The organism is Bacillus sp. Xin1 (assembly GCF_013314535.1).
Lineage (GTDB): Bacteria > Bacillota > Bacilli > Bacillales > Bacillaceae_G > Bacillus_A.
Window position 1 is genome coordinate 1 of sequence record NZ_JABUAE010000002.1, and the last position, 26815, is coordinate 26815.

The 26815-nt window shown below is 36.5% G+C and carries 21 protein-coding genes, 2 pseudogenes and 1 other annotated feature; of the genes and pseudogenes, 14 read left to right on the plus strand and 9 right to left on the minus strand.

What is annotated here, in order from left to right; translation table 11 throughout:
• Positions 1-182 precede the first annotated feature (182 nt).
• Both trpS and HRG09_RS03200 read right to left on the minus strand, forming a co-directional pair.
• Complete coding sequence (trpS, locus tag HRG09_RS03195; RefSeq protein WP_174099322.1) at positions 183-1172, minus strand: tryptophan--tRNA ligase; 990 nt, start codon at positions 1170-1172, stop codon at positions 183-185.
• 110 nt (positions 1173-1282) lie between these two features.
• Positions 1283-1500, minus strand: a binding site (T-box leader).
• A 226-nt stretch (positions 1501-1726) separates the two neighbouring features.
• A complete protein-coding gene (locus HRG09_RS03200) occupies positions 1727-2062 on the minus strand; it encodes a DUF3899 domain-containing protein (RefSeq protein WP_375335746.1) in 336 nt (111 codons plus the stop codon).
• 155 nt (positions 2063-2217) lie between these two features.
• Between HRG09_RS03200 and HRG09_RS29480 the strand changes: the two are divergent.
• The 6 genes and pseudogenes from HRG09_RS29480 (at position 2218) to HRG09_RS03225 (ending at position 8129) form a co-directional block, all read left to right on the plus strand.
• Positions 2218-2430, plus strand: a pseudogene (locus HRG09_RS29480) (hypothetical protein).
• Positions 2427-4068, plus strand: a pseudogene (locus HRG09_RS03205) (peptide ABC transporter substrate-binding protein). Before HRG09_RS29480 ends, HRG09_RS03205 begins: the two co-directional pseudogenes overlap by 4 nt.
• Positions 4069-4194: 126 nt before the next feature.
• A complete protein-coding gene (gene opp3b, locus HRG09_RS03210) occupies positions 4195-5124 on the plus strand; it encodes an oligopeptide ABC transporter permease (protein ID WP_174099324.1) in 930 nt (309 codons plus the stop codon).
• The gene (opp3C, locus tag HRG09_RS03215; protein WP_174099325.1) at positions 5121-6137 is read left to right on the plus strand and encodes an oligopeptide ABC transporter permease; all 1017 of its coding nucleotides are present in this window, start codon (positions 5121-5123) and stop codon (positions 6135-6137) included. Before opp3b ends, opp3C begins: the two co-directional genes overlap by 4 nt.
• 20 nt (positions 6138-6157) lie before the next feature.
• A complete protein-coding gene (locus HRG09_RS03220) occupies positions 6158-7201 on the plus strand; it encodes an ABC transporter ATP-binding protein (RefSeq protein ID WP_174099326.1) in 1044 nt (347 codons plus the stop codon).
• Positions 7194-8129 carry an ABC transporter ATP-binding protein gene (locus HRG09_RS03225; RefSeq protein WP_174099327.1) on the plus strand — a complete coding sequence of 312 codons (936 nt, stop codon included), beginning with the start codon at positions 7194-7196 and terminating at the stop codon, positions 8127-8129. Before HRG09_RS03220 ends, HRG09_RS03225 begins: the two co-directional genes overlap by 8 nt.
• 360 nt (positions 8130-8489) lie before the next feature.
• Here the strand turns inward: HRG09_RS03225 and HRG09_RS03230 are convergent, their stop codons facing one another.
• The gene (locus HRG09_RS03230) at positions 8490-9869 is read right to left on the minus strand and encodes an MATE family efflux transporter (protein WP_174099328.1); all 1380 of its coding nucleotides are present in this window, start codon (positions 9867-9869) and stop codon (positions 8490-8492) included.
• 977 nt (positions 9870-10846) lie between these two features.
• Here HRG09_RS03230 and HRG09_RS03235 point away from each other — a divergent pair.
• Positions 10847-12484 (plus strand): peptide ABC transporter substrate-binding protein, encoded by a 1638-nt coding sequence (locus tag HRG09_RS03235; RefSeq protein WP_174099329.1) that lies wholly within the window; start codon positions 10847-10849, stop codon positions 12482-12484.
• 37 nt (positions 12485-12521) lie between these two features.
• Here HRG09_RS03235 and HRG09_RS03240 read toward each other — a convergent pair whose 3' ends face one another.
• The gene (locus HRG09_RS03240; protein WP_174099330.1) at positions 12522-12725 is read right to left on the minus strand and encodes a hypothetical protein; all 204 of its coding nucleotides are present in this window, start codon (positions 12723-12725) and stop codon (positions 12522-12524) included.
• Positions 12726-13329: 604 nt separating this feature from the next.
• Between HRG09_RS03240 and spx the strand changes: the two genes are divergently transcribed.
• Positions 13330-13725 carry a transcriptional regulator Spx gene (gene spx, locus HRG09_RS03245; RefSeq protein WP_000258267.1) on the plus strand — a complete coding sequence of 132 codons (396 nt, stop codon included), beginning with the start codon at positions 13330-13332 and terminating at the stop codon, positions 13723-13725.
• Positions 13726-13841: 116 nt separating this feature from the next.
• Here spx and HRG09_RS03250 read toward each other — a convergent pair whose 3' ends face one another.
• A complete protein-coding gene (locus tag HRG09_RS03250) occupies positions 13842-14513 on the minus strand; it encodes a TerC family protein (RefSeq protein ID WP_174099331.1) in 672 nt (223 codons plus the stop codon).
• Between the two features lie 488 nt (positions 14514-15001).
• Here HRG09_RS03250 and mecA point away from each other — a divergent pair, with 488 nt between their 5' ends.
• The 3 genes from mecA (at position 15002) to HRG09_RS03265 (ending at position 18889) form a co-directional block, all read left to right on the plus strand.
• Positions 15002-15679, plus strand: a complete 678-nt coding sequence (gene mecA / locus HRG09_RS03255; protein WP_174099332.1) for an adaptor protein MecA — start codon at positions 15002-15004, stop codon at positions 15677-15679.
• Between the two features lie 323 nt (positions 15680-16002).
• Entirely contained in the window at positions 16003-17547 is a 1545-nt protein-coding gene (cls, locus tag HRG09_RS03260; RefSeq protein ID WP_174099333.1) for a cardiolipin synthase, read from the plus strand.
• 94 nt (positions 17548-17641) lie between these two features.
• Positions 17642-18889, plus strand: a complete 1248-nt coding sequence (locus HRG09_RS03265; protein ID WP_174099334.1) for a competence protein CoiA — start codon at positions 17642-17644, stop codon at positions 18887-18889.
• 288 nt (positions 18890-19177) lie between these two features.
• Here HRG09_RS03265 and HRG09_RS03270 read toward each other — a convergent pair whose 3' ends face one another.
• The gene (locus tag HRG09_RS03270; protein ID WP_174099335.1) at positions 19178-20827 is read right to left on the minus strand and encodes an IS200/IS605 family accessory protein TnpB-related protein; all 1650 of its coding nucleotides are present in this window, start codon (positions 20825-20827) and stop codon (positions 19178-19180) included.
• 231 nt (positions 20828-21058) lie between these two features.
• Between HRG09_RS03270 and pepF the strand changes: the two genes are divergently transcribed.
• A complete protein-coding gene (pepF, locus tag HRG09_RS03275) occupies positions 21059-22885 on the plus strand; it encodes an oligoendopeptidase F (protein WP_174099336.1) in 1827 nt (608 codons plus the stop codon).
• Positions 22886-23496: 611 nt separating this feature from the next.
• Here the strand turns inward: pepF and HRG09_RS03280 are convergent.
• The 3 genes from HRG09_RS03280 to HRG09_RS03290 all read right to left on the minus strand — a co-directional run bounded on the left by HRG09_RS03280 (position 23497) and on the right by HRG09_RS03290 (position 25622).
• Positions 23497-24390, minus strand: coding sequence for a ClpXP adapter SpxH family protein (locus HRG09_RS03280; RefSeq protein ID WP_174099337.1), 894 nt, complete (start codon positions 24388-24390; stop codon positions 23497-23499).
• Positions 24390-24788 carry a globin domain-containing protein gene (locus HRG09_RS03285; protein ID WP_174099338.1) on the minus strand — a complete coding sequence of 133 codons (399 nt, stop codon included), beginning with the start codon at positions 24786-24788 and terminating at the stop codon, positions 24390-24392. The genes HRG09_RS03280 and HRG09_RS03285 overlap by 1 nt, the downstream gene beginning before the upstream one ends.
• Before the next feature lie 255 nt (positions 24789-25043).
• Positions 25044-25622, minus strand: a complete 579-nt coding sequence (locus HRG09_RS03290) for a CYTH domain-containing protein (RefSeq protein ID WP_174099339.1) — start codon at positions 25620-25622, stop codon at positions 25044-25046.
• A gap of 143 nt (positions 25623-25765) precedes the next feature.
• Between HRG09_RS03290 and HRG09_RS03295 the strand changes: the two genes are divergently transcribed.
• Both HRG09_RS03295 and yjbM read left to right on the plus strand, forming a co-directional pair.
• Complete coding sequence (locus HRG09_RS03295) at positions 25766-26137, plus strand: UPF0738 family protein (protein WP_174099340.1); 372 nt, start codon at positions 25766-25768, stop codon at positions 26135-26137.
• Positions 26138-26167: 30 nt separating this feature from the next.
• Positions 26168-26806 (plus strand): GTP diphosphokinase, encoded by a 639-nt coding sequence (gene yjbM, locus HRG09_RS03300; protein ID WP_174099341.1) that lies wholly within the window; start codon positions 26168-26170, stop codon positions 26804-26806.
• The last annotated feature ends 9 nt before the right edge of the window (positions 26807-26815 follow it).

Consider the following 26815-nt stretch of genomic DNA (forward strand, 5'->3'; position numbering starts at 1 on the left):
ATTTGGCGGTTTTTTAATTTTGTCTAGCTTGAGGAGGCGACTGCTCTTTTTTTTGTAGTAATCCAGCTCCGGCTCCTAGCCCTTCGCGTCTAAGAACCTTCCCCACGAGAAGGCAAAAAGCGCCTTCTGTGGGAAAGAACCTTAGCCACCCAGGGCTAAGCAGTCGCCTCCGCTTTTTGTTATTACCTACGTTTTCTGCTTAGTCCCATTGCATTTTCTACTTTGCGTAGTTGTTTGAAGGCAACGCGGTTTGCTTTTTCGGCACCTTTGTCAAGGATTTCATCTAATTCAGGAGAATTGATGAGTTCGTTATATTTTTCTTGAATTGGACGAATTGCTTCTACGACTACTTGAGCTAAGTCGCCTTTAAAGTCGCCGTATCCTTTTCCTTCATATACAGCTACTATTTCTTCAATTGTTTTGCCTGAGAAGGAAGAGTAGATTGTTAATAGGTTGGAAATGCCAGGTTTGTTTTCTTTATCGTATTTTACAATGCCGTCAGAATCAGTTACGGCACTTTTAATTTTCTTTTCGATTGTTTTTGGATCGTCAAGCATGCTAATCATTGATTTTGGATTTGGATCAGATTTACTCATTTTTTTCGTAGGCTCTGTTAATGACATAACACGTGCGCCTACTTTTGGAATACGGATTTCTGGAATTGTAAATACTTCGCGGAAACGTTTGTTAAAACGCTCTGCTAAATCGCGTGTTAATTCCATATGTTGTTTTTGATCGTCACCAACTGGCACAATCTCAGTGTTGTACAGTAAGATGTCAGCTGCCATTAATGGTGGATACGTAAGTAATCCAGCTGGAACAGATTCTTTGCCAGATGATTTGTCTTTGTATTGCGTCATGCGCTCTAATTCTCCAACATATGCGATAGATTGCATAATCCATCCAAGCTGAGCGTGTGCAGGCACCTCTGATTGTACAAATAAAGTTGCCTTTTCAGGATCAATACCGCAAGCTACATACAGTGCAGCTAGGCTACGAATATTTTTACGAAGTTGTACAGGATCTTGAGCTACTGTAATGGCATGTTGGTTTACGATGCAGAAATAACAATCATGTTCGTTTTGTAATTCTGTAAATTGTTTCATTGCTCCTAAATAGTTTCCAAGCGTAATTGTTCCGCTCGGCTGAATACCAGAAAAAATAACTGACATCGGTAATTCCTCCTTGAAATTTGTATGTATTGGTGAAGGGTGAGGGAAGTGGATCAATATGAGCCGCTTCCGCTTTTTTAATACAAAAAAGCCCATTCATCCCCAATGTATCTAGGGACGAATGGACCGCGGTACCACCCTAATTATTTCACAAATCGTGAAATCTCTTTTATCCATTATAACGTCTGGATGTAACGCCAAAGCCTACTTCTTTCGGTTCGGTTTGGTGCTCAAAAGCCCATTCCATACTGTACAATTACTTGTTCGCACCGACCACAAGCTCTCTGAAATTGCTGCAATATGTACTCTTCTTTTTCATCGCATACATATGAATTTATTGTAAGCTAGTTCGTATTTCGAACGAGCTACTTGCGCTTTTTATGTAATCCAACCCCAGTGGCAAGAATACTCGGTGGCTTCGCGCCTTTCTGCGAGGCAAAGAGCGCCTCTACGTTAGGAGCTCCATCCTCCTCGCATTCTGAGCGAGCCACTTGCGCTTGTTTATAACAAAATGTTTTGCAAGTAATTATATCATATGGAAAATTGTTTGCAAACTACATCAAAATAGTAAAGCTAATGATTGTAGAGGCGATGCCTAGAAGGACACCTGTCATGCAGATTGGGTATGTCCAGGCGAAAGAGTACGTTTTATAGATGCGTTCTTTTTTATCTACTGCTGGTTCTTCTCCTTCAATTAAAGACTCTACTTTTTTATTTGTTCCAAACACTCTTTGGAAAGCGTACATCGTTATATTGAAAAATCCCCTTTGAAATAGAAATAAAAAACCGCCTAAAATAATAAAAAATAACGCAATATAAAACATAATATTGACAAAATTCAACAAATAATGCGTTGAAGCCAGGAATGCTCCGATGATAGAAGCGATTATTGCCAATAATAGTAATATGCTAGTGCGAAAATAAATTCTATTCAAAATGTTCACCTCCGTCAAAATATTACTAGAATTATTATACTATAAAAGTTATAATAAGTACTAGAAATAATTTTTTGAAAATTATACGCAATTATGTATTTTATTTCAATATGATGGGAGCAATGTTAAGTTAACCCTTTACAAAAAATAAAAAAAATAAATAATTTATTAAAAATTTTAACAAAAAAACAAAAAACTATATTCACAATCGTCGTATTATATGTATAATGAAAATTGTAGAAACTTGGAGATTATTCTTTCAATTCTATCTTTTAACAAGTGAGAGTACAGGAAGTGCAAATAGGGGAGGCAGTACAACATGAAGAAAAAGATACCGCTATTACTTGCATCGACATTGACGGTCAGTATGCTTGGCGCTTGCAGCTTGCAGCTATCAACAAGAAGATACGAAAGCAAGTGTAAAAGGATCAAGTAGCTCAGGTAAGCAAGTGCTAAATTTACCTGAAACTGCTGAAATTCCGACAATGGATACAACGTTATCAACAGATGCAGCATCTTCCAATATAATGAATAACACAATGGAAGGATTATATCGCCTTGGGAAAGACGATAAACTCGTTCCAGGTGTGGCAAAGTCTTACGAGAAAACGGAAGATGGCAAGAAATATGTATTTAAATTACGCGATGATGCGAAGTGGTCTAATGGGGAACCTGTAACAGCTAAAGATTTCGTCTATTCTTGGAGACGAGCTGTTGATTCAAATACAGGTGCGAAATTTGCTTACATATTATTCGATGTAAAGAATGCCGAAAAAATTAATAAAAAAGAGTTGCCAGTCGAAGAACTTGGCGTAAAAGCAATTGATGATTACACACTAGAAGTGGAGTTAGACAACCCTGTTCCTTACTTTGTTAGCTTAACAGTATATCCAACATTCTATCCATTAAATGAAAAGTTCGTAAAAGAACAAGGAGATAAATTTGGATTAGAATCTAATACGACGCTCTATAACGGTCCATTTGTTTTAAATGAGTGGAAACATGAACAAAGTTTCCAGCTTAAGAAAAATGAGACATACTGGGACAATAAAGTAGTGAAGCTTGAAGAAGTAAACTTCAATATTGTAAAGGATCGTTCAACTGCAATAAACTTATATGAGACAAAAGCAATTGATCGTGTCGTATTGACATCAGAATTTGTAGATAAATACAAAAAAGATTCTGATTTTAAGACAATTAAGAAACCTTCCGCGCAGTTTATTCGTTTAAATGAAAAGAACAAGTTCTTAGCAAATAAGAACATCCGTAAAGCAATATCGATGGCCTTTGAACGTGAAAACATCGGAAAAGTTATTTTAAATGATGGTTCACAGGGGATATACGGTTTTGTTCCGAATGGTTTAGCGAAAGGGCCAAGTGGAAAAGACTTCCGCGAAGAAAATGGTAAGCTTATAAAAGAAGATATAAAAGAGGCTCAAAAATATTGGGAAGCTGGTAAAAAAGAACTTGGTGTTGATAAAGTAGATCTAGAGTTGCTGAACTTTGATACAGATGATGCTAAGAAAATTGGCGAGTATTTAAAAGGGCAGTTTGAAAAGAATTTACCAGGCTTAACAATTTCAATGAAAATGCAGCCATTTGCACAAAAATTAAAACTTGAAGCAAGTGGAGATTATGCAATGTCATATGCAGGATGGAGTCCAGATTATATGGATCCAATGTCATTTCTAGATATGTATACAACAGGAAATGCACAAAACAAAGTCAACTATGCAAATCCAGCTTATGATGAATTAATTAAGAAAGCAAAAGTGGAGACAGATGTACAAGCTCGTTGGGATACACTGCTAAAAGCAGAAAAACAACTGCTTGAAGATGCAGCAATTGCTCCAGTATATCAACCAGGAAAAGCATATTTACAACGCAGCTCGATTACAGGGCTGTTAGAACATAAATATGGTGGCGAATTTAGCTACAAATGGGTTGAAGTCAAAAAATAAAAATGGTTTCCATCATGAATAAGGGTATATGCCTATGATGGGCATATACTCTTATTTTAAAAAAATAAAAGTTAGAATATTTGAAACTATCTTATTGCTTTTGAGAAAATGGGGAGGTGCTTGACTATGGGACGTTATGCATTAAAACGTTTCGTGTATATGGCTTTGACATTATTTTTAATTACTACGCTGACATTCTTTTTAATGAAATTACTGCCGGGTTCTCCACTTAAGAACCAAGAGAAATTATCTCCGGCGCAAAAAGAAATCATCTTGGAGAAATATGGTTTGAATGATCCAGTACCAGTGCAATATGCACGCTACTTAGGAAACTTAGCAAAAGGTGATTTAGGAGTATCATTCCAGTACGATAACCGTCCTGTAACGGATATGATTGTCGATCGTATCGGACCATCAGCACAGCTTGGTTTACAGGCAATCATGTTAGGAACATTTATCGGTTTAATCTTAGGGATTATTGCAGCGCTTCGTAATAATACATGGGTCGATTATGGGGCAACCATTATTTCTGTACTCGGAATGTCGGTACCATCATTCGTATTCGCAGCATTACTACAATACTTTGTAGGGGTAAAACTTGGATGGTTCCCAGTAGCATTCTGGAAAGGACCTGAATTTACAGTCATGCCTACAGTTGCTTTGTCAATGGCTGTTACTGCAACAATCGCGCGTTTTGCTCGTGCAGAGTTAATCGAAGTTATGCAAGCTGATTACATTTTAACAGCAAAAGCAAAGGGAATTAGTCAAGGTGTTATTATTATAAAACACGCGCTTCGTAACGCATTGATTCCAGTTGTTACAATTTTAGGGCCAATGGTTGCAGGATTAATTACAGGGACACTAGTTATTGAGCAAATTTATGCTGTACCTGGACTTGGGGAACAATTCGTTAAATCGATCCAATTAAATGACTATACAGTTATTATGGGGACAACAATTTTCTATAGTGCAATCTTTATTTTAGTTATCTTTATCGTGGATATTCTATATGGAATTATTGATCCTCGTATTCGTTTAGCGGGAGGGAAAAAATGATGAAAGATTTACAAAAATTATCTCCAGATTTATTTCAACCAGCCAATCAAAGTAATGTTGATAATGAAGTCATTGCCCGTCCAAGCTTAACGTTTTGGCAAGATGTAAGAAGACGCTTGTTTCAACATAAAGGAGCAATGTTTGGTCTAATCCTATTGGTTTTGATTGCGCTTATGGCAATTTTTGGACCAATGATGAGTAAGTATTCTTATAAAGATCAAGATTTAGGCCGTGCAAAGATGCCGCCTAAAATTCCAGTATTAGAAAACATTCATTGGTTACCATTTGATGGTACAGATCAATATGGTGTTGATCAATATGAGAAACGTGATATTAAAGAGTATTTCTGGTTCGGTACAGATGATCTTGGTCGTGATCTTTGGACAAGAACATGGGAAGGTACACGCGTATCATTATATATCGCTCTTTTAGCAGCAGCAATTGACCTAGTAATTGGGGTTGCATACGGTGGTATTTCAGCGTTCTATGGCGGACGAGTAGATAACATTATGCAGCGTATTATGGAGATTATCAATGGTATTCCATATTTAATCATCGTTATTTTAATGGTAATCATTATGGATCCGGGTATTTTATCAATCACATTCGCGATGGCAATTACAGGTTGGATTGGAATGTCGCGGATTGTACGTGGACAAGTATTAAAATTAAAAACTCAAGAATATGTATTAGCATCTCGTACATTAGGTGCAACAAATACACAATTAATTGTGAAACACTTAATTCCGAACGTAATGGGACCAATTATCGTTATGACAATGTTTACAATTCCTACAGCGGTGTTTGGTGAAGCGTTCTTAAGTTTCATCGGGCTAGGTATTCAGCCACCAACTGCATCACTTGGGTCTCTTGTAAATGATGGATATAAGTCAATTCAAACGTATCCACATATGATGTTCATCCCTGCGGTTGTTATCAGTATGTTAATTTTAGCATTTAATTTAATGGCAGATGGATTACGCGATGCGTTAGATCCAAAAATGCGTAAGTAAACGAGAAAGGAGAAGTAAAAATGAAAACATTGTTAGAGGTAAAAGATTTACAAGTCTCCTTTGATACACATGCTGGTGAAGTACAAGCTGTTCGCGGAGTTACATTTGATTTGAAAAAGGGAGAAACATTAGCGATTGTAGGAGAATCTGGTTCTGGGAAATCAGTTACTTCGAAAGCGCTAATGGGATTAATCCCTAACCCTCCAGGACGTATTAAAAATGGAGAAATTGTATTTGATGGTCGTGATTTAACAAAATTAACGGAAAAAGAAATGCAGGCTGTGCGTGGGAAAGAAATTGCAATGATTTTCCAAGATCCGATGACATCATTGAACCCAACGATGACAATTGGTAATCAAATTATGGAAGGTCTTATTAAACACCAAGGCATGAGCAAAGCGGATGCTCGTAAAGTGGCTTTAGAGCTTCTTGACCTTGTTGGAATTCCAAACCCAGAAGCACGTTTAAAGCAATATCCGCACCAATTCTCTGGTGGTATGAGGCAGCGTGTTGTTATTGCGATGGCGCTAGCTTGTAATCCGAAATTATTGATTGCGGATGAGCCGACAACAGCACTTGACGTTACAATTCAAGCACAAATTTTAGAGCTTATGAAGGATATTCAACAGAAAACAGAAGCGGCGATTATTTTCATTACGCATGACTTAGGCGTAGTGGCAAACGTTGCTGATAGAGTTGCGGTTATGTATGCTGGTAAAGTTGTTGAGATTGGTACGGTTGATGAGATTTTCTACAACCCGAAACATCCATATACATGGGGATTAATCGCATCTATGCCAAGTTTAGATGGTTCAGAAGCAGAGTTGTACGCAATTCCTGGAACACCTCCAGATTTATTAAAACCGCCGAAAGGGGATGCATTTGCACCACGTAACCCACAGGCACTGAAAATTGACTTTGAAATGGAACCACCATTCTTTAAAGTAAGTGACACACATTATGCGGCAACATGGTTACTTCACGAGCAAGCTCCAGAAGTAGATCCGCCAGAAGTCGTTAAGAAACGAATTCTTCAAATGAAAGCAGGTGAACAACATGACTAAGCAACGTGAAAAATTAATTGAAGTTAAAAATGTGAAGCAGCACTTTAACGTGAGTGGTGGTGTTGTAAAAGCGGTTAACGATATTTCATTTGATATTTTCCGCGGTGAAACATTTGGACTTGTAGGAGAATCTGGTTGCGGAAAATCAACAACTGGAAGAACAATTATCAGGTTATACGATGCAACTGCTGGTGAAGTGTTGTTCGATGGTGAAAACGTACATGGTAAAAAATCACGTGGAGAATTAAAGAAATTTAATCGTAAGATGCAAATGATTTTCCAAGATCCATATGCATCATTAAATCCTCGTATGACAGTTGGAGATATTATTGCAGAAGGCATTGATATTCACGGTTTAGCAAAAAGCAAAAAAGAACGTATGGATCGTGTGCATGAATTATTAAACACAGTTGGTTTAAATAAAGAGCATGCGAACCGTTTCCCACATGAGTTCTCTGGTGGACAACGCCAACGTATCGGAATTGCTCGCGCACTTGCGGTAGAACCAGAATTTATTATTGCGGATGAACCGATTTCAGCACTTGACGTATCGATTCAAGCGCAAGTTGTAAACTTATTGAAACAACTGCAAAGAGAAAAAGGTTTAACATATTTATTCATCGCCCATGATTTATCCATGGTAAAATACATCAGTGATCGCATCGGTGTTATGTACCGCGGTCAAATTGTTGAATTAACAAGTAGTGATGAGTTATACGAGAATCCAATTCATCCGTATACAAAATCACTATTATCAGCAATTCCGCTTCCAGATCCAGATTACGAGCGCAATCGTAAGCGTATCGTATATGATCCATCTCAGCATCAATACGGAAATGAAGAGCCAAAGATGCGAGAAATTCGTCCAGGACATTTCGTTCTTTGTTCTGAAGCAGAATACAAGAAATATAAAGAAATCTACCAATAATAGAAAGAAGCGGCCGGAGAGGTCGCTTCTTTTCTATTTTTTTCTATTTATTGATAGAAAAACCTTTCTTTTTGGGAGGGAGAGGATCCGCCCAAGCATAGAAGTGGTCAGTGCCTTTTTTAGCGCTCTATGCCGAGTGAAAACAAAAGGAGAGAATAAGTGGAATCTACTATTGGTTTCAAATAGTAAATGAAATTTTATCGACGCAAACTCAAATATATCGACTGTTTCTCATAATATATCGGCGCAAATTGAAATATATCGAGGATTTGACAAGGGATATCGACGTTCCGACAAAGAACGACATAAAAAAACGGATTGGAGAAGGCTTTCTCCAATCCGTTTTCATTAATATTAAGCTTAAGCTGACTCTTCAGAAGTCTCCGGTTTAACAAGCGCATAATTTTCCCAGGCTCTGCTCTTCCAGCGGAAGAACATGATGATGGCACGCGTCCATTCATCAATAGCAATCGCTAACCATATACCTGGAAGTCCCATATCTAAATGAAAAACAAAAAAATAGCCGAGTGGTAAGCTCATTAAAACCATTGAGAATGCTCCAATTAAAACAGGATATTTCGCATCACCTGCTGCACGCAGTGAATTAATGATGACAATATTCATCGTCCGGCCAGTCTCTAACAGAATGCTTAATAAAAGAACAGTTGATCCTAAAGTGATAACGTGAGGATTATCTGTAAATAACCCCATTAACTGCGTGCGGAATGTCATGACAAGAATAACCATACATAACGTAACACTGATGGCCCACTTTACACTTTTCCACACGCGTACATATGCTTCGTCCTTCTCATTGCCGCCAACTAAACGACCGACAATGATCGCAGTCCCCATTCCAATCGCGATAGCGAATAGGAAAGTAAACATGGAAATGTTTGTTGCGTATTGTCTTGCAGCTAATGATTCTGCTCCTAAGTATGTTGCGTAATATAGGAAGACAATTTGACATGCTTGGTACATAACTTGTTCAAAAGCTGATGGGATACCAATTTTTAAGATCTTTCCTACATATTCTTTTGATAAAGTGAAGTAGTATTTTAATTTTACACGGTATTCCATGACGCGATATAGTAACCAGAAGAAAACAATGAGTGCGATAAGTCGGCTAAAAGCAGAGGAAATAGCAGCCCCTTGAACACCGAGTTCAGGCATGCCAAACTTTCCGAAAATAAGTATATAATTTCCGACAATGTGAAGAATATTCATTCCGAGTGAAATAAACATTGCTTGTTTCGTAAATCCATGTACACGGATAATTGCTGCTAATGAATTAATAATAGCTTGTAGAAAAATAGCTCCTCCAACAATGGATAAATAATTTTGTGCGTAGGTTAATACGTCACCTTGTAAATTCATCGCCATCATCATATGTTTTGAGAATAGAAGAAAAATAGCGCTTATGATGAGCCCAACTACTAAATTTAAGGTTACTGCTAGTGCTGATATTTTTGAAGCTTCCATATATCGTTTGGAACCAAGATATTGAGAAACAACAATCGCGGCACCGTTTCCGAGTACTTCTAGTACTAATATTGCGATATGAAGGTATTGATTCGCAGCTCCAACACCTGATACTGCGTCATCTGATAATGCACTTAGCATAAAAGTATCAGCAATCCCCATTAACATAAAAAGAAAAACTTCTAAAAAAATGGGCCATGTTAAGAAGAATAAATTTAACTTTTGTTCTTGTTCTTTTTTGGATGTGATCTCTGTCATATCATCCCTCACTTTTCCGATATCCATTTTGAAACAAAATGTATCTTAACACACTTTAGCAACACTTGCATTTATTTTGTAACGCGGTTAACAACTATTTATTAGAGTTGTATTTTTTAAATATATAAGTATGAATTAAAACCTTGACAGAGACCCTCTTTCTTTTAGGTGGGAGAGAGGATCCATCCAAACATAGAAGCGGTTAGATCCTTTTTTTGCCTCATGCCGCATGAAACGAAAAGGAGAAAAGGAGTGGTGTGAATTGACAATAAAGTTATTTAAAATACAAACTCAAATAAGCATAACCCCGTTCTAAATTTAGGACGGGGTTAAAATATAGTTATTAAACAGTATATGTGGGAGTCAAGAAAATAAGTTTCATAAATGCTTTCTAATCAAATAAGTGACTAATATTAATAATGTTTATGACCTTAGGTAATGCTGTTATACCAATATCCTTCTTCAACTATTCTGCCAGTTAGCTCAATAAGTCTCACTCCATTAAATGGTCTGATTATTGAATAGCATGATTGGCGTTTTTTAAATGTAGTGTTTTCAAAATAAACTATTATTATTAAACATAGAAGAATCCCCGGGTTTTGTTTTCAAAGCTGTGATTTGTTTGTTAGAAAATCGTGATAGTTTAATATAAGATGCAGGAGAAAACGATAGAGTCGCTACAGATTGATTTTATTTTAAAAGAGAATAATTATACAAAAGATATTATGTGATATAAAATTAATTATACTTTTATAATTTTGATAATTATAAAAATTGATAAATTTAGTATTTAAAGCACAAAAATACGCAATATAAAACGTTTACAGAAAATGAAATGTTAACAGAAAATTTTAATAAAATAGAAATATAAATATACAAAGAATATATTTATATGTATAATATGAATTATTAGAACATACATATATTTCTTTTTGTTTGAAAATGAAAGGGTTAACATTTTTGGGAGGGGTAGCAGAATGAAGAAAAAAGTACCAGTTTTTGTAGCATCGACATTGGCAATGAGCATGATGTTAGGGGCATGTAGTTATCAAAAAGATGAGCCAGGGGCGAAAGCAAAAGGGGAGAAAAATACAGGAAAACAAGTCATCAATATGACGGAAACACAAGAAATTCCAACGATGGATCCAGCGTTATCAGCTGATGCGGTATCATCACGCGTGATGAATAATACAATGGAAGGGCTATACCGTCTTGAAAAAGGAGATAAGCTCATTCCAGGTGTAGCGAAATCAAGCGAAAAATCAGCAGATGGTAAAAAGTATACGTTTAAATTACGCGAAGATGCGAAGTGGTCTAACGGAGACCCTTTAACAGCGAAAGACTTTGTATATGGATGGCAACGAGCGATTAATCCTGATAAAGCAGCGGTATCAGCATATATTATGTTTGATGTAAAGAACGCGCAAAAAATTAATAAAAAAGAAATGACGCCAGATCAACTAGGTATAAAAGCCATTGATGATTATACATTAGAAGTAGAACTTGAGCATCCAGTTCCTTATTTTGAAAACTTAATGATTTATCCTCTGTTTTATCCTGTAAATGAAAAGTATGCGAAAGAACAGGGAGACAAGTTTGGTTTAGAAGCAAATACAACATTATATAATGGACCGTTCGTATTAAGTGAGTGGAAGCATGAGACAAGTTTCCAAATTAAGAAAAACCCTTCATATTGGGACAATAAAACAGTGAAGGTAGAAGAAGTGAATTTTAATATTGTTAAAGACTTAGCAACAGCGATCAATCTATATGACACAAAAGCAATCGATCGTGTTACTTTGAGATCTGAGTTTGTTGATAAATATAAAGGGGACAAAGATTTTAAAACTGCACAGGAAGCTTCTGTATTCTTCCTTCGTTTCAATCAGAAAAACGAAGCTTTAGCAAATAAAAACATACGTAAAGCAATCTCTCTTGCTTTTGATCGTAAACCGCTTGTTGAAACGATTTTAAATAACGGCTCTACTGAAGCGACAGGATTAATTCCAAGTAAATTTATTACAGGACCAAATAAAAAGGACTTCCGAGCTGAAAATGGCGAGTTAGTAAAAGCAAATGCAAAAGAAGCCAAGAAATATTGGGAAGCAGGTAAAAAAGAATTAGGGAAAGACAAAATTGAAATTGAGTTATTAAATGAAGATGTAGATTTATCTAAGAAAACAGGAGAATATTTAAAAGGAGAACTAGAAAAGAACTTACCAGGTTTCACGCTGAAAATTAAGCAACAGCCATTTGCACAAAAGCTTAAACTTGAGGAAAACGGAGACTATGACATGACATTTGCTGGATGGAGCCCAGATTTCCCAGATCCAGTAACGTACCTTGATCTGTTTGTCACAGATGGTGCGCAAAATAAAATGAAATATTCTAATCCGAAATACGATGAAATTATTATGAAGGCGAAGACAGATGGTAGCGATGTAAAAGCGCGCTGGAATAGTTTACTGGAAGCAGAAAAACTGCTGATGGATGATGCGGCAATTGCGCCTGTATACCAACGTAGTGTGGCTTACTTACAAAGAGGAACGGTTAAAGATATTTATAAGCATAATTACGGCGGAGACTTAAGCTTCAAATGGGCATCAGTTGAATAATTATCAAAAAAAGAAGCAGGTATGTTCCTGCTTCTTTTTAATACGTACTTTTTTTATAAATCCCTTTTCCGCCAACTTGCTTCCAACCAGATTGCACTTCTGCACTTTTATTAACAAATTTCATTTTTTCTTTCCGGCCAAATAATTTTTCACCAATACCATTTGTAATGACGCCAATCAATGCTGTGATTCCAATGACGAGGGTAGCGACAATGGCAAAATCAATAAAAAAAGCAACCATATGGAATCCCCCTTTGCCTGTCTATATTTTTATTGTATGAGAAAAAAAGTTAAAAAGAAAGAAAAGTTAGAAAATAAATATTTTACTTGAAAATGGTATAGACAGTAACTGGGAGATTTGATAAAATGAAACGGGAACAAATGTTCTTTTTGAGGTAATGTATCAATGGATATGTCTTACATTTTACTGCGGTTTTGTGATGAAAAGGGTAAGAAAACGTTATCTTTAGCAACTGGTTGATTGGATGGACAGCTTCTATGAACATGTTAAGAAGTAGCAGGAAAGGTATATATGTTAATAAAACAGAAGGATTTGTTCCATGGAAAGTCCATGAAAATTTCAGCTTAATGAAAGATGAGTTTTCCTGTTGGAAAGGAAATTTACTGTATATTTCTTTCAGAATCTATTGTATAATGATTATAGAAGTTACTTATTTAAAGTAATTGTTGTTTAATAAGAGTTACTTGCTTAAAAGTTGTTGTTTACATGTAAGGCGATTTTTCATTTTGCTGTAAGACAAGTCATAGTGAAGAATTGCTGGAAAATAGAAATTTAAACTGTAATTAGTACAGAATTTGTACTCTTTAAGGAGAGTGAGTCTTGTATGGTAACACTATATAGTTCTCCAAGTTGTACGTCTTGTAGAAAGGCGAAATTATGGCTAGAGGAAAATCATATTCCTTATACAGAACGTAATATTTTCTCCGATCCATTAACGATTGAGGAAATTAAAGAAATTTTACGCATGACAGAAAGCGGAACGGATGAGATTATTTCAACTCGTTCAAAAGTTTTCCAAGAGTTGAATGTTAACTTAGAATCTTTACCACTTCAAGATTTATATAAGATGATTCGTGACTACCCAGGCATTTTACGTCGCCCGATTATGATTGACGAAAAACGCCTGCAAGTAGGTTATAACGAAGATGAAATTCGTCGCTTCTTACCACGTACAGTAAGAACCTTTCAATTACGTGAAGCACAGCGTCTAGTAAATTAACAATACAAGTTATGTATATGAAAACCTTCTACCTTACAGTAGAAGGTTTTCGCATATATATATTCATTACAGGGTTTGTGAGCTGGAAAGCCGACGCGCTTCAGCCGTGGGAGTGGTCAATTTGCATTCCCTAATCTGATATGCTGAACAATAAAACCAATAGCTAATACTGTGAAAATAAAGAGGAAGGGTATACTTGTTGTAAAGGTAGGGTTATGCTGGAAAAAGTTTGCAAGCCTCACTTCATGGGTGACCATTCTTCCGGCTGTGTAAGCAAGAATTGCTCCCCCGCAATAAATAAGAAAAGGAAACCGCTCCATAAATAGTAAGATGAGTTTGCTTCCCCAAATGATAATGGGAATGGAAATTAATAATCCGATGATGACGAGTGTGAAATTTCCATGAGCCGCTCCAGCGATCGCAAGGACATTATCAAAACCCATAACGAGATCGGCAAATACAATTGTACGAATTGCTTGAAATAATGTCGTCTTTCCTTGTATAGAAGAAAGATTATTGCTATTATCAGTAAGTAAATTTACGGCAATTAGTGTAAGTAAGATGCCGCCAATAAGTTGTAAGAAAGGAATGTCTAGTAAGTACACGGCCAGTATTGTAAGGAGAATTCGCAGTACGATTGCTAGGACCGTACCAATTAAAATAGCTTTATTCCGTTTAGATTCAGGTAAGTTTCGGCTTGCAAGCGCGATTACAATTGCATTATCACCGCCTAATACAACATCGATACCGACAATCATTAGTATAGATGTCAAAAAATCTAACTCCATCATTTTGCCTCCATTTATTCCGTTTTAATAAAGAGTACAGTTTGGATATATGTATGAAACGAAAAAGCTTGACCCGCTCTATTACAATTGTACGGTGCTAGGTGTAATTGTATGTCCAATTTTTTATTCCGCTATTTGCAAGATATAAGACTCCCACCTCAAAATTCAGCAGAAGTAAACAAGGCTGGTGTGGGCTGATTAAAGTTTCCCCGTATGAATGAGGAATGATGAAGTTTATCCCGCAAAACCCCCACTGATAGAAGTTTCACTTTATATCATGAGTGTATATAATGGAATATATAAGGGTAAGGAATTATAATGATTAGTGCAGGATAATCTAGGTGAATGACTGTTTTTGTAAAATAAAACAATTTTATTTCCATTCTGGAGAATCTTATCATAAAATGAAAGTACAAGAATCTATTGATTTGTCATATGAGTGGGGAGTCCCTTCATAACAATTCCAAATAGGAAGGGAGAGTTGGATTTTGGACATTGAAAGAATTAACGATCATACGATGAAATTTTTTATTACGTACGTTGATATAGAAGATAGAGGGTTTAATCGAGAAGAAATTTGGTACAATCGTGAACGAAGTGAACAATTGTTTTGGGAAATGATGGATGAAGCTCGTGATTACGATGATTTCTTTATTGATGGGCCATTATGGATTCAAGTACAAGCGATGGATAAAGGGATTGAAGTGCTTGTAACGAAAGCGCAGCTTTCAAAAGATGGACAAAAATTAGAATTACCAATAGGTCTAGATAAAATTATCGATATCCCTCTAGATGAGCGAATTGAATCGCTATTTCAACAAGAGTTAGAGGAAGAGGTAGAAGCGGGAACACCTTTTAACGAAGACGGAACGTTTGGCTTTTTAATTAAATTTGACGATTTTGAAGACGTTATTTCGTTAAGTCATCGTCTTGTATTTGAAGATATAAAAGATGAACTATATTCGTTTGAAGACCGCTATTATGTATATGTTGAATTTGACGAAGTGCTACACGATGAAGAAGAAATTGACCGTATTTTAAGTATTATTTTAGAATATGGAGAAGAATCTACTTTAACGGTTCACCGCGTGAGTGAATACGGCAAACAAGTTGTTAAAGAACATGCACTTGAGACGATTCGCAGTCATTTTCCTTCTAAGACGTAGGCCGATTTCAATATTATGAAATCGGCTTTTTATATGATGGGGCATGCTAATAGTGCGTGCGAAAGATAAAGTGAAACTTTAATCAGTGGGGGTTTTTCTCATTCCCCACTGATTATTAGTTGAACCAATCGGGCCTTTACGGGCAGTAATACTCCCACCTAACTTCTTTGCTTTCACCGAATTTTGAGGTGGGAGTATTACTGCCCGTTAGTGCGGAATAAAGGGAGAAGAGAAAGTATGGGATGTAGATGAAACTACATGAGTACCGGACTTTTTGAGCATCCTCTAATAGTAGAAAAGCTTTATAAGTGAGGGGGGTAGGAATGAAAAACACGCTAAAGTTACTTTTCTTTTTTCTAGGTCTATTCGCAGTGTTTGTTTCGTTACGAATGTTTATTGATGTAGCATTTTATTCGGATGTTATAGGCATAAAAGATATTTCATTTTTAGGAATTATAAGTATTGTATTTACTGTTTCTGCTTTTTTAATTGGTTGTGTTATTTTCTTGGAAAACAGGCATCCATCTAAAACGTTGACATGGTTAATCGTACTCGGTATCTTTCCTGTATTTGGCTTCTTTGCGTACTTATTGTTTGGACAAAATTTCCGCAGAAAACGAATGTTTCAAAAGAAGGCTCTTTTGGATGAACAAGCTTTCTTACAGTACAAAGGGCATGAAGATTACCAAGAACGCATTTTACAGAATCATAAACATCAAGAACTACTATTTCGTCTCGCAGATAGGTTGGGCGCCTTAAACATTTCATTTCAGACAGAAACGAAAGTGTTAACGAATGGTGATGAAACGTTTCAAGCCATTTTAGCAGGATTGCAAAAAGCGAAGCATCATATTCATATGGAATATTACATCGTACGTGACGATAAGCTTGGTATACAAATTAAAGAGATTTTAATTGAGAAGGCTAGGGAAGGGGTTACTGTCCGTTTTTTATATGATGCGGTTGGAAGCTTTAAGCTATCAAATGCTTATATTGATGAATTAAACGATGCAGGCGTCGAGATGATTCCGTTCTTTCCGGTAAGGTTTCCAATTTTAAACGATAAAATTAATTATCGAAATCACCGAAAAATTGTTGTCATTGATGGGAATGAAGGATTTGTAGGCGGACTTAATATTGGTGATGAGTATTTAGGAAAAAATAAATATTTTGGATTTTGGAGAGATACGCATTTATATTTACGAGGTGAGGCGGTTCAAAGCCTGCAGCTCATATTCCTGCAAGATTGGTTTTATATGACAGGGGAAGCGGTATTAGCACCTGAGTATTTACAAGCAGAAGCAGTAGATGGGGATCATTGGGGCGGTGTACAACTTATCGCAGGTGGGCCAGATAATAAATGGGAGACGATTAAGCATCTTTATTTTGCGATGATTGCTTCGGCAAGGAAGTCCATTTGGATTGCTACACCTTATTTTATTCCAGACGATGATATTTTATCTGCATTAAAAGTGGCAGCTCTTGCTGGTATTGATGTCCGTTTATTAATGCCGAGTAAACCGGATAAACGAACTGTGTTTTATGCATCAAGGTCTTATTTTCCGGAGTTATTAGATGCAGGGGCAAAGATATACGAATATGAAAAAGGTTTTTTGCACAGTAAGATTGTCATTGTTGATTCTGATTTAGCTTCAATTGGGACAGCTAATATGGATATGAGAAGTTTTCATTTGAATTTTGAAGTGAACGCCTTTTTATATGATACAAATAGTATTCGAAAGCTTGTTAAGGATTTTGAAGAGGATTTACAAGTATCAAGTGAAATCCATGTGGATCGCTTTCATAAGCGCCGTCTTCATAAGCGAATTGTGGAATCGGCATATCGTTTATTATCACCATTACTATAAAGAAGATGTTCTTACGAGGGCATCTTCTTTTTGCTTAGAAAGGAATTTGTAACAAATTGTAGAATAAAAAGCTGTATAGAAAGGATGTGGTATGATGTTTGTCGCAAGGAGAGAGAACGGTGAAAAGGTTCATCTTCTTCATAACCAAGATGAAAAGAATCTGCAAACTATGCGAAAGAGGGAACGCTTTTTTTGTCCAGTTTGCAAGCGAGAGGTACAACTCAAGTTAGGAAAGCAAAAGAAATGGCATTTTGCTCATAAACAAGTAAATCAGTGCTTCATTTCATCTGAGCCAGAATCTGCTTACCATATGCGCGGGAAGGAACAATTATATAGATGGCTTAGATCACAGGGGTTCCATGTAGAAATTGAACATTATCTTCCGGTGATTCGGCAAAGACCTGATCTCTTTATTGAAAGGAATGGGAGACAGATGGCAATTGAATATCAATGTGCTTCTTTATCTACCCAGCAATTATTAAAACGAACTTCTTCATATTGGAAGAAAGGGATACAAGTCATCTGGATATTAGGTGGAAATCAACTGAAAAGGCACTCTGCTCATTGGATTTCATTATCCTCGTTTCATTTTCTCTGCATACAATCTTATCCTCAGCCTTCGCTTCTCTTTTTCTGTCCAAATGAAAAGTCATTTATAAAATGCGAACTTCTTACTCCGTTCTCTACAAATGTTTATTTTTCTCATAGCATGTATCTTCCGCTGCGTACTGTTACTTTTGAGGAACTCTTTTGCCAAACACCAATTACGAAAGAACGATTAGAGCGGGAATGGCAAAATAAAAAGACCTACTTTCGAACGAATGTCCTTCCAATCTGGAATTATAGTCATAAATCACTTTTACACCTCTTATACCGATATCATCTTTCACCTTCTTGTTTTCCATCTGAAATTGGTGTCCCTCTCCCGTCTGCATTTGCATTTCAAACACATCCTTTTATATGGCAAGCTCTTCTTTGTATAGATTTCATTGGGAAATTTAAAACTGGAGAATACTTTTCATTACATGCTGTTTTTTCATATGTAAATAACAGGCGGAGTATTCAGCGGCGTACGTTACCGTATTTTCCGCAATATGTATGGCAATTTGCAATCGTAGAATATGTAACATTTTTATGTAAAGTAGGGATGGTTGAGAAATTAGACATGTATAAGTACCGAAAAACGAGGCAATTTACGATGCCGAAAACAGAAGGAGAAATAAAAGAGTATGATGCGATTTGTTTGTCGCATGCACTATCTTTGTTTGAAACAAAGTACAACATGGGAAAAGGAAAAGCGGATATATTGAACTACCCCCACTTACCGTCTAACGACGTTTGAAGTGGGGGATTCTTATCGTCTTCGACCAATTTCAGAAACCTAAGAACCCCATACGTTCAACGATATGAGTTAGCTATACAAGAATAGGGAAGCGTTCTTACTGAACTTCTCTAAATAGGCGTAAACTACACACCTACTGAGAGAAAAACCTCTTTCTTTCGTATAGAATAGAGCCTGACAGACACGTTGTAATGCATCTATTCCTTAGACATGAAGGCTGTTGCTCGATAGCCCGGCATCTGCTCTGGTGACGTGAATAAGGAGATAGTACAAGTGTCTGCGATCGTATTATGATAGTTTCATGATGATTTTTGCTTCAAAATCTGCCATTTCGTGACTATGGATCTGTTTTCCTGTAAATAACTTGTAAAACAGATGCGTACGAACTTTCAATATCTTGTTTAACGCACTCCATTGACTCCAATGGTGTGCGTTTTGATTTTTTATATAGGTTTGAAGTGCGGTCGGCAATTTTTCTTTATATCCTAAACCGCGACGGCCAATGGTATATGCAGCGGACTGGTGAATGGATATGCCTAATTTCCTCATATATTTCATCTTTCCAGAGATAGACGTATAAGCTGGATTTACTTGAAAGACAGCTACGCCCATTTTATCCGCACGGTTAACAATGGCACTTGTCATTTTTTGATACACAAACATACTCTTCATACGGTTCGCTTTCTTACTTCCGTAACGATCACCCGTCTTCGACTGGGTTGTATCGAGTTTTTCCATCACAATTGGTTTGTTATATTGCTTCGCTAAGTCTACTAAGCGAATAACTTCCGCTTCGATGATTTTCGTCACTTGCCCTGTTGATTTTCCCATAACCGAAAATTTGAGAGACCCACTTCCTTTGTAGTTCCCGTCTTTTGTAACATTCGCCCATGCAAAATGGTCTAGGTTACAATCCACACCAATGACACCGTCAGACTTACTATAATTCATGTGAGGGTTGCCTGGTACATTCACTAAACACTTCATAATATAATAATCCCCATGGTCTTCCACAGACCAAGCGATTGGTTTCCCATGCGCTTTCTTATCCTTACACTCCAATTGATTCGTAATGACCGTTTCAACCGTTTCTTGCCCGTATGGGAATGTAACACCAGAAAATTTTACGACCTTTCCTTCACTTGTTGTCATCCATAACTCATGATTCTCCAAAACATATTGAAATACAAAGTTTCCATGCTTCGCATCCTTACGACCAGATACAATCAATTGTTTGTTTCGCGCACGGGAAAACAACATTTTCCATTTATCATGGTTTTGAATCATCTCATCTTTTGTGAATTGAGAACGGAATAGCTTTTTGCTCCCAAACACTGCGCTTGGAATATGCACTTCATACGATGCAAGCTTTTGTTCTAAGCGATATTGTCGATGAGTCAAACGACCGATTTTCGCCTTCGTCCATTTGATTTGCACATCGAGATACTGCTGCTCAAATAGGTATTGGCTAAACCAAATCAACGTATCTTTTTTACGAGATACCGCAATAACCTTGTTTTTCTTCGAAAAGTGAGAGTTTTTCGGAAAAATGATTTTACCTTTGACACAACTTTGTTTGATTTTGCGGAGTTGTGTCAGTTTTGTGCGTTCTGTTTTCAGCTTCTTTTTGAGCTTATTCAACTTCTCTTGTGTTTGTTTCTTATACATCGTTTGTAACTCTGTTAAACCTGAAAACAAAGCTTTTGCCTCTTGTGCCGCGCTATTTGCATAGTAATCGTTTAATTGAAATTTCCGCTTGAGAACAAGATGAAGACTATCTGTATGCATCTTACGGTTCCAACGTTTTTCTCTTACGATTGTTTGAAACGCAAATCGTTTCGCGGTATTAAATGTTTCCAATGTTCGAGTTAACGTATCCACCGTTTCATGCGATAAATCCGTTTTATAGATTCGTTTTGAAAAATACGCCTTCTTCATCTGTTCTCACCTCGATTTGTTTGATAAGGTGATTATATAACAAATCGAAACATACGTTCCACCTAAAAGGTTGGTTTTACTTAAAAAAGAAAAAACCGATTCATCTCCCACCTTCACTTCGTTTAGAGGAGGGAGTCTTCTCGGTTAAATCATAAAAGAGTACATGGAAGGATTTACATAAAAAGAATCGAATTGTACTATTAGGTAGAGAATTAAAAGGAGGTATATTTTATGTCTGAACAAACAACAGCAAAAACATTGCCAGACCGCAGTGAGATTGAAGAAATGAACACATGGAGATTAGAAGACATTTTCCAAACAGATGAAGAATGGGAAAAAGAATTTCAAGCAGTGAAAGAGTTACTACCGAAGTTAGCTGAATTTAAAGGAAAACTTGGTGATTCTGCTGATTCATTATTAGAAGCTTTACAATATGAAGATGAAGTCTCAATGAGACTGGGAAAATTATATACATATGCTCATATGCGTTACGATCAGGATACAACAAATTCTGTTTATCAAGCGCTAAATGATCGAGCAACAAACTTATATTCGCAAGCCACTAGCGGCATGGCGTATATCGTTCCTGAAATTTTAACAATTTCAGAAGAAACATTACAATCATTCTTACAAGAAAATAAAGAATTAAGCGTATATGAACATGCATTAGAAGAAATTACACGTCAGCGTCCACACGTACTATCAGAAGCTGAAGAAGCATTGTTAGCTGAAGCGTCTGAGGTCTTGAGTGCATCAAGTAATACATTTGGTATGCTGAATAATGCGGACTTAAAATTCCCATCTATTAAAGATGAGAATGGGGAAGAAGTAGAAGTCACACATGGTCGTTATATCCAATTTTTGGAAAGTGATGATCGTCGTGTGCGCGAGGATGCATTCCGTGCGGTTTATGAAACGTATGGGAAATATAAAAATACATTTGCAAGCACACTTAGTGGTGCGGTGAAACGTAATAATTTCAACGCTCGTGTTCGTAAATATGATTCTGCACGTCAAGCTGCGTTAAGCAATAATAACATTCCTGAAACAGTATATGATCAACTTGTTGAGACAGTAAATGATAATTTACATTTATTGCATCGTTACATTGATATTCGTAAGCGTGCATTAGGTCTTGATGAACTGCATATGTATGACTTATACACACCGCTTGTACCAGAAGTGAAAATGAATGTGAAATATGAAGAAGCTCAAGAAATTTTATTAAAATCATTAAACGTTCTTGGTGATCAATATGTTGAAATTTTGAAAGAAGCATATGAAAATCGCTGGGTAGACGTGTATGAAAACAAAGGGAAACGAAGTGGAGCATATTCATCTGGTGCATATGGAACAAATCCGTATATTTTAATGAACTGGCATGATAATGTAAATAATTTATTTACCCTTGCACATGAGTTTGGGCATTCTGTGCATAGCTACTATACAAGAAAAACACAACCACATGTGTATGGTGACTATTCGATCTTTGTTGCTGAAGTTGCATCAACTTGTAATGAAGCAATTTTAAATGATTATTTATTAAAAACGACAGAAGATAAGAAAGAACGTTTATACTTATTAAATCATTATTTAGAAGGATTCCGCGGGACTGTATTCCGTCAAACGATGTTCGCTGAATTTGAACATATTATTCATAAAAAAGTACAAGAAGGCCATGCAGTTACGCCAGATATGTTAACTGAACTCTACTATGATTTAAATAAAAAATACTTTGGTGATGCTTTAGTCATCGATAAAGAGATTGGTTTAGAATGGTCTCGTATCCCGCACTTCTATTACAACTATTATGTATATCAATACGCAACAGGATTTAGTGCGGCAACAGCGTTATCAAAACAGATCTTAGAAGAAGGACAACCAGCAGTAGAGCGTTACATTAACGAATTCTTAAAAGCTGGAAGTTCTGATTATCCAATTGAAGTGCTGAAAAAGGCAGGAGTAGATATGGCATCGCCGGAGCCTGTTAAAGAGGCATTACAAGTATTTGAAGAGAAGTTAAATGAATTAGAGGCGCTATTATTTGAGGGTAAGTAATAGTGAAACAGGAGCCAGCAAGCTCCTGTTTTTTGTTGTTATTTGTCGTGAAATCGATATCTCTTGTCGAATCGCCGATATATATTGAGAAACGGTCGCTATATTTGAATTTGCGCCGATAAAATTTCATTTACCACTTTATAGAAACAACCTCTATTACGAAAACATCTGTTTTTTCTTCTCTTACTAGCCTGTTTTATAATGTTCCCTAAAAACCTTTGAATCGCTTTCTATGATTAAAATAAGAGAGGCTAATAACAATGATTGCGAATAAAAGCGGAAACGCAATAATCTTTGGAAATGCTTGTAATAGGGAAAGAATGTACAGGAAAAAAGAAATACAAATACAAAAAAGTAGAAAGAAGATATGCGTTTTTTTCATAAAATCCCTCCTAAAAAGCTTCTTTTTAAAGCTTATTCATGAATGAAAACGTTTAGAATGTGACAAAAATGTGAAATTCGACAAAAAGGGTTGTCATCTGATGTCGGACCATGTAATATAATAGGCGTGAACGAATTCACATACAAACATATACCCCTTTGTTTGAACGTGAAAATTTCTCCCATCCCCTTTAATATTTTTATAAGCCGTAAAGAAAAAGACCTGGTATTTATACCAGGTCTTTTTCCTTTGCAATCCATTTCCAAAAACGCTCACATTTTACTTCAATCATTCGTACTTTTCTTTTTAATGATAATTTTTTGAGCTCTCGTTCGATTTCTTGCTGCGGGCAGTCATAGATAAATGCAATTTCTTTAGAAGACATAAATTGCATCGTTTCTAGTAATACTTCTAGCGGTGGTAATGGTGCTGGCTCAATATCACATTTTACAATTTCTTTTAAGAGTTGCACGTATACATCATACGAATAAATGCCCGCAATCTTAATACCTTCCTCATCAGAATTGGCATGAAAGAATACAAGAGAAGGAATTTCGGTAATGTGCATTTCATTTGTGAATTTTAGATCACATTGGAATGCTTTTTTTGCACTGGTCGAATGCAAATCTTTTTTAAATTCTTCTACATCAATACCGCTTTGCTCTGCGCACGCAAGTAGTAATTCCAAATCTGGTTTTGATACATTTTCAAGAAAAATGTATTCTTGGAGTTTCCGCAAAAATTTTGAACCTGCTTTTCGGCCTTGTAACTCAGCTGCTTTAATTGCAATAGAAACTAAATAGGGTGAAGATGAGGCATCTTGCATATGCACTTTGCCATCGCATGAAAAACCTTGCAAACTTGTTGTTTTTTCCCACACAAATCGAATATTAGCAGGTTTATTCCATTTGTGTGGGGAGGCGATAGCCCCTTCCACTTTGCCGGTTAATATGTGCCGAATTGAAAAATATTTTCCATATTCGAGCCATAACTTCATTACGACTGGTTCGATTCCCCAGCAATCCATGCAAAGTGGATCAATAAACAAATAGGCTTCTACAGACTTAGGCTCGCACTTAGAAAGAGAAGGAATGCGCATATGCTTTGCTTCTTGTTTATCCATTACGCTTCACCTGTTTCGTTTGGAGTGTTGACCATATGCTGCGCAGTTAATCTTAAACGTTCAAAAACAAATTCTCGAATTTGCCCGTGTACCCCTGTATCTTCCATCGCTTGCTCCATACATGCTAACCAGGCTTTAGCTCGCTTTGGTGTAATCTCAAAAGGGAGATGGCGTGCTCTTAGCATCGGATGACCGTGTTCTTCTGTGTACAAACTTGGTCCACCTAAATATTGCGTTAGAAATTGCTTCTGTTTCCTGGCTGTTTCGGTCAAATCGTCTGGGAAGATGGGAGATAAGTCAGGGTGTTCACTGACATAGGAATAAAACGTATCGACTAATGTTGCAATGACTTGTTCACCGCCAATTGCTTCGAATGGTGTCATCGGTTGCTTGTTCATCCTTTATAAACCCCTTTTTCCATCAAATGTATATCTATTGTAGCAATGGATTGTCACGAAGAGCAACTAAACAGCTCTTGGACAACCTTTTGCTTGTTAAAATAAAGCGGAAGTTTCACTTTACCCCGCTCTAACAATCAGTAACCTTCCTGTCAATGAAGAAAAACAGAGAAGCAAGGAAGGACTGATTGTAAGAGCCCGATTGGTGAAGGCTAACCATCAGTAGGAAAAGCACCTACTGATGGAAGTTTCACTTTAGCTTGCTTCGTTTTGTTTTGCAAGGAAAAAGCGCTGTACTTTATTTTTTGTATGGCGAACAGGTATATGGTATTTGTTTAATAAATTGAGGAAATGGGCTTTACCAGCTTCCTCATCTTGTACTTCATATTCGAGTTCATAATCATCGTGATTGTAATAGAAACTATGATCAAATACAAGCGTGCCGCCTTCAAATGTAGTTTCTGCTCGCTCTGTTGTTAAGCTTCCCATATAAACTAAAGTAGAAACAGGAATTTGGAGCTTATGTAATTGATCTAGCACAGGGCCTGCAATAAGCTCATTTGTTTTCATCATTTGCCGTGCTTCTTCTTCTGTTACAGATTGATGAGTCTCCAGTAATCCAACTTCAGCTGGTTGTTTTAAAGTTAAAGTATAAGCTCCGCCTTTATGACGAATACGAAGAGCAGACCCTGCTTCTTTTAAAGAAAAATGAGGTGTTTCAAAATAATGATTTACTTGTTTTGCAAATGAATGGATAGAAAACGCATCACATAATGTTTGAAATTCTTCTTGCGTTACCATATTTTTAAATTCAATTTCAATTTCTTGTGTCATTGTATAGGCTCCTTCTTAAAGTAATTCTTTAGACATTATCGCTTTTTCACAAATTTGGTTCAATGTTTTATTTGTTTGCGTCTATGTTATGATACAATAATAGGGTGAAGTAAGACAGGAAGTTGATATGGAGGAGTTAGAGCATGCAAAATAAAATCCAAGTTAAGAGCGTAGAAGAAAGAGAAAATGCTCTTATTTTTTGTGCAGAAAATACTGAAATACAAGTGGAGGAGTTAAAGGCGCGTAATCACGTACTTGTAGACTCAGATCATTTATCATTTTTATATATTTTAGAAAACGAATCAGCTTTTATTTATGTAAGCATTCCGCATACATGCTGGGAAGCAATGAATGGTGCAATGAAGAGTGATAAAGCAATGTTCGTTCGCGTAAATAATACTGAAATTGAGTTAGAGCAATTGAAAGAAGAAGTGGAATATTTAATTGAAAATATTGAAGGGAATGCAAATTACGGAGAAGAACTTGTAACTGCTGTGGAAAAGGTATTTCTATAAGCAAATGGATTGACTTTGGTGGTGGTTGAAATGAATCGGAATTGGGAAGAATTTTTAGCGCCGTACCACCAAGCGGTGGCAGAGCTAAAAGTGAAGTTAAAAGGAATGCGTTCTCAGTTTACAATGTTAACAGAACACTCTCCGATCGAGTTTGTAACCGGCAGGGTAAAGTCAGTTGCAAGTATTATTGATAAGGCGGAAAAACGAAATGTACCGCTTGACAGGCTAGAAGAAGATATGCAGGATATCGCTGGCCTTCGGATGATGTGTCAATTTGTGGATGAGATTAAGCCTGTTGTTGAATACCTTCGAAAACGAAATGACTTTGAAATTGTGGAAGAACGAGATTATGTGACGCAAAAGAAAGAAAGTGGGTATCGTTCGTATCACGTTGTCGTTAGTTATCCCGTTCAAACAATCCGCGGGGAGAAGAAAGTATTAGTTGAAATTCAAATTCGAACGTTAGCAATGAATTTTTGGGCAACAATTGAGCATTCTTTAAATTACAAATATAGTGGACGTTTTCCAGAAGATATTAAAGTGCGTCTTCAACGTGCAGCAGAAGCGGCATTTTTATTAGATGAAGAAATGTCTTCGATTCGTCTTGAAATTCAAGAAGCACAAAAGATTTTTTCGCGCAAACAAGAAGCGAAAGAATCCGAATCATAAACTAAAGGG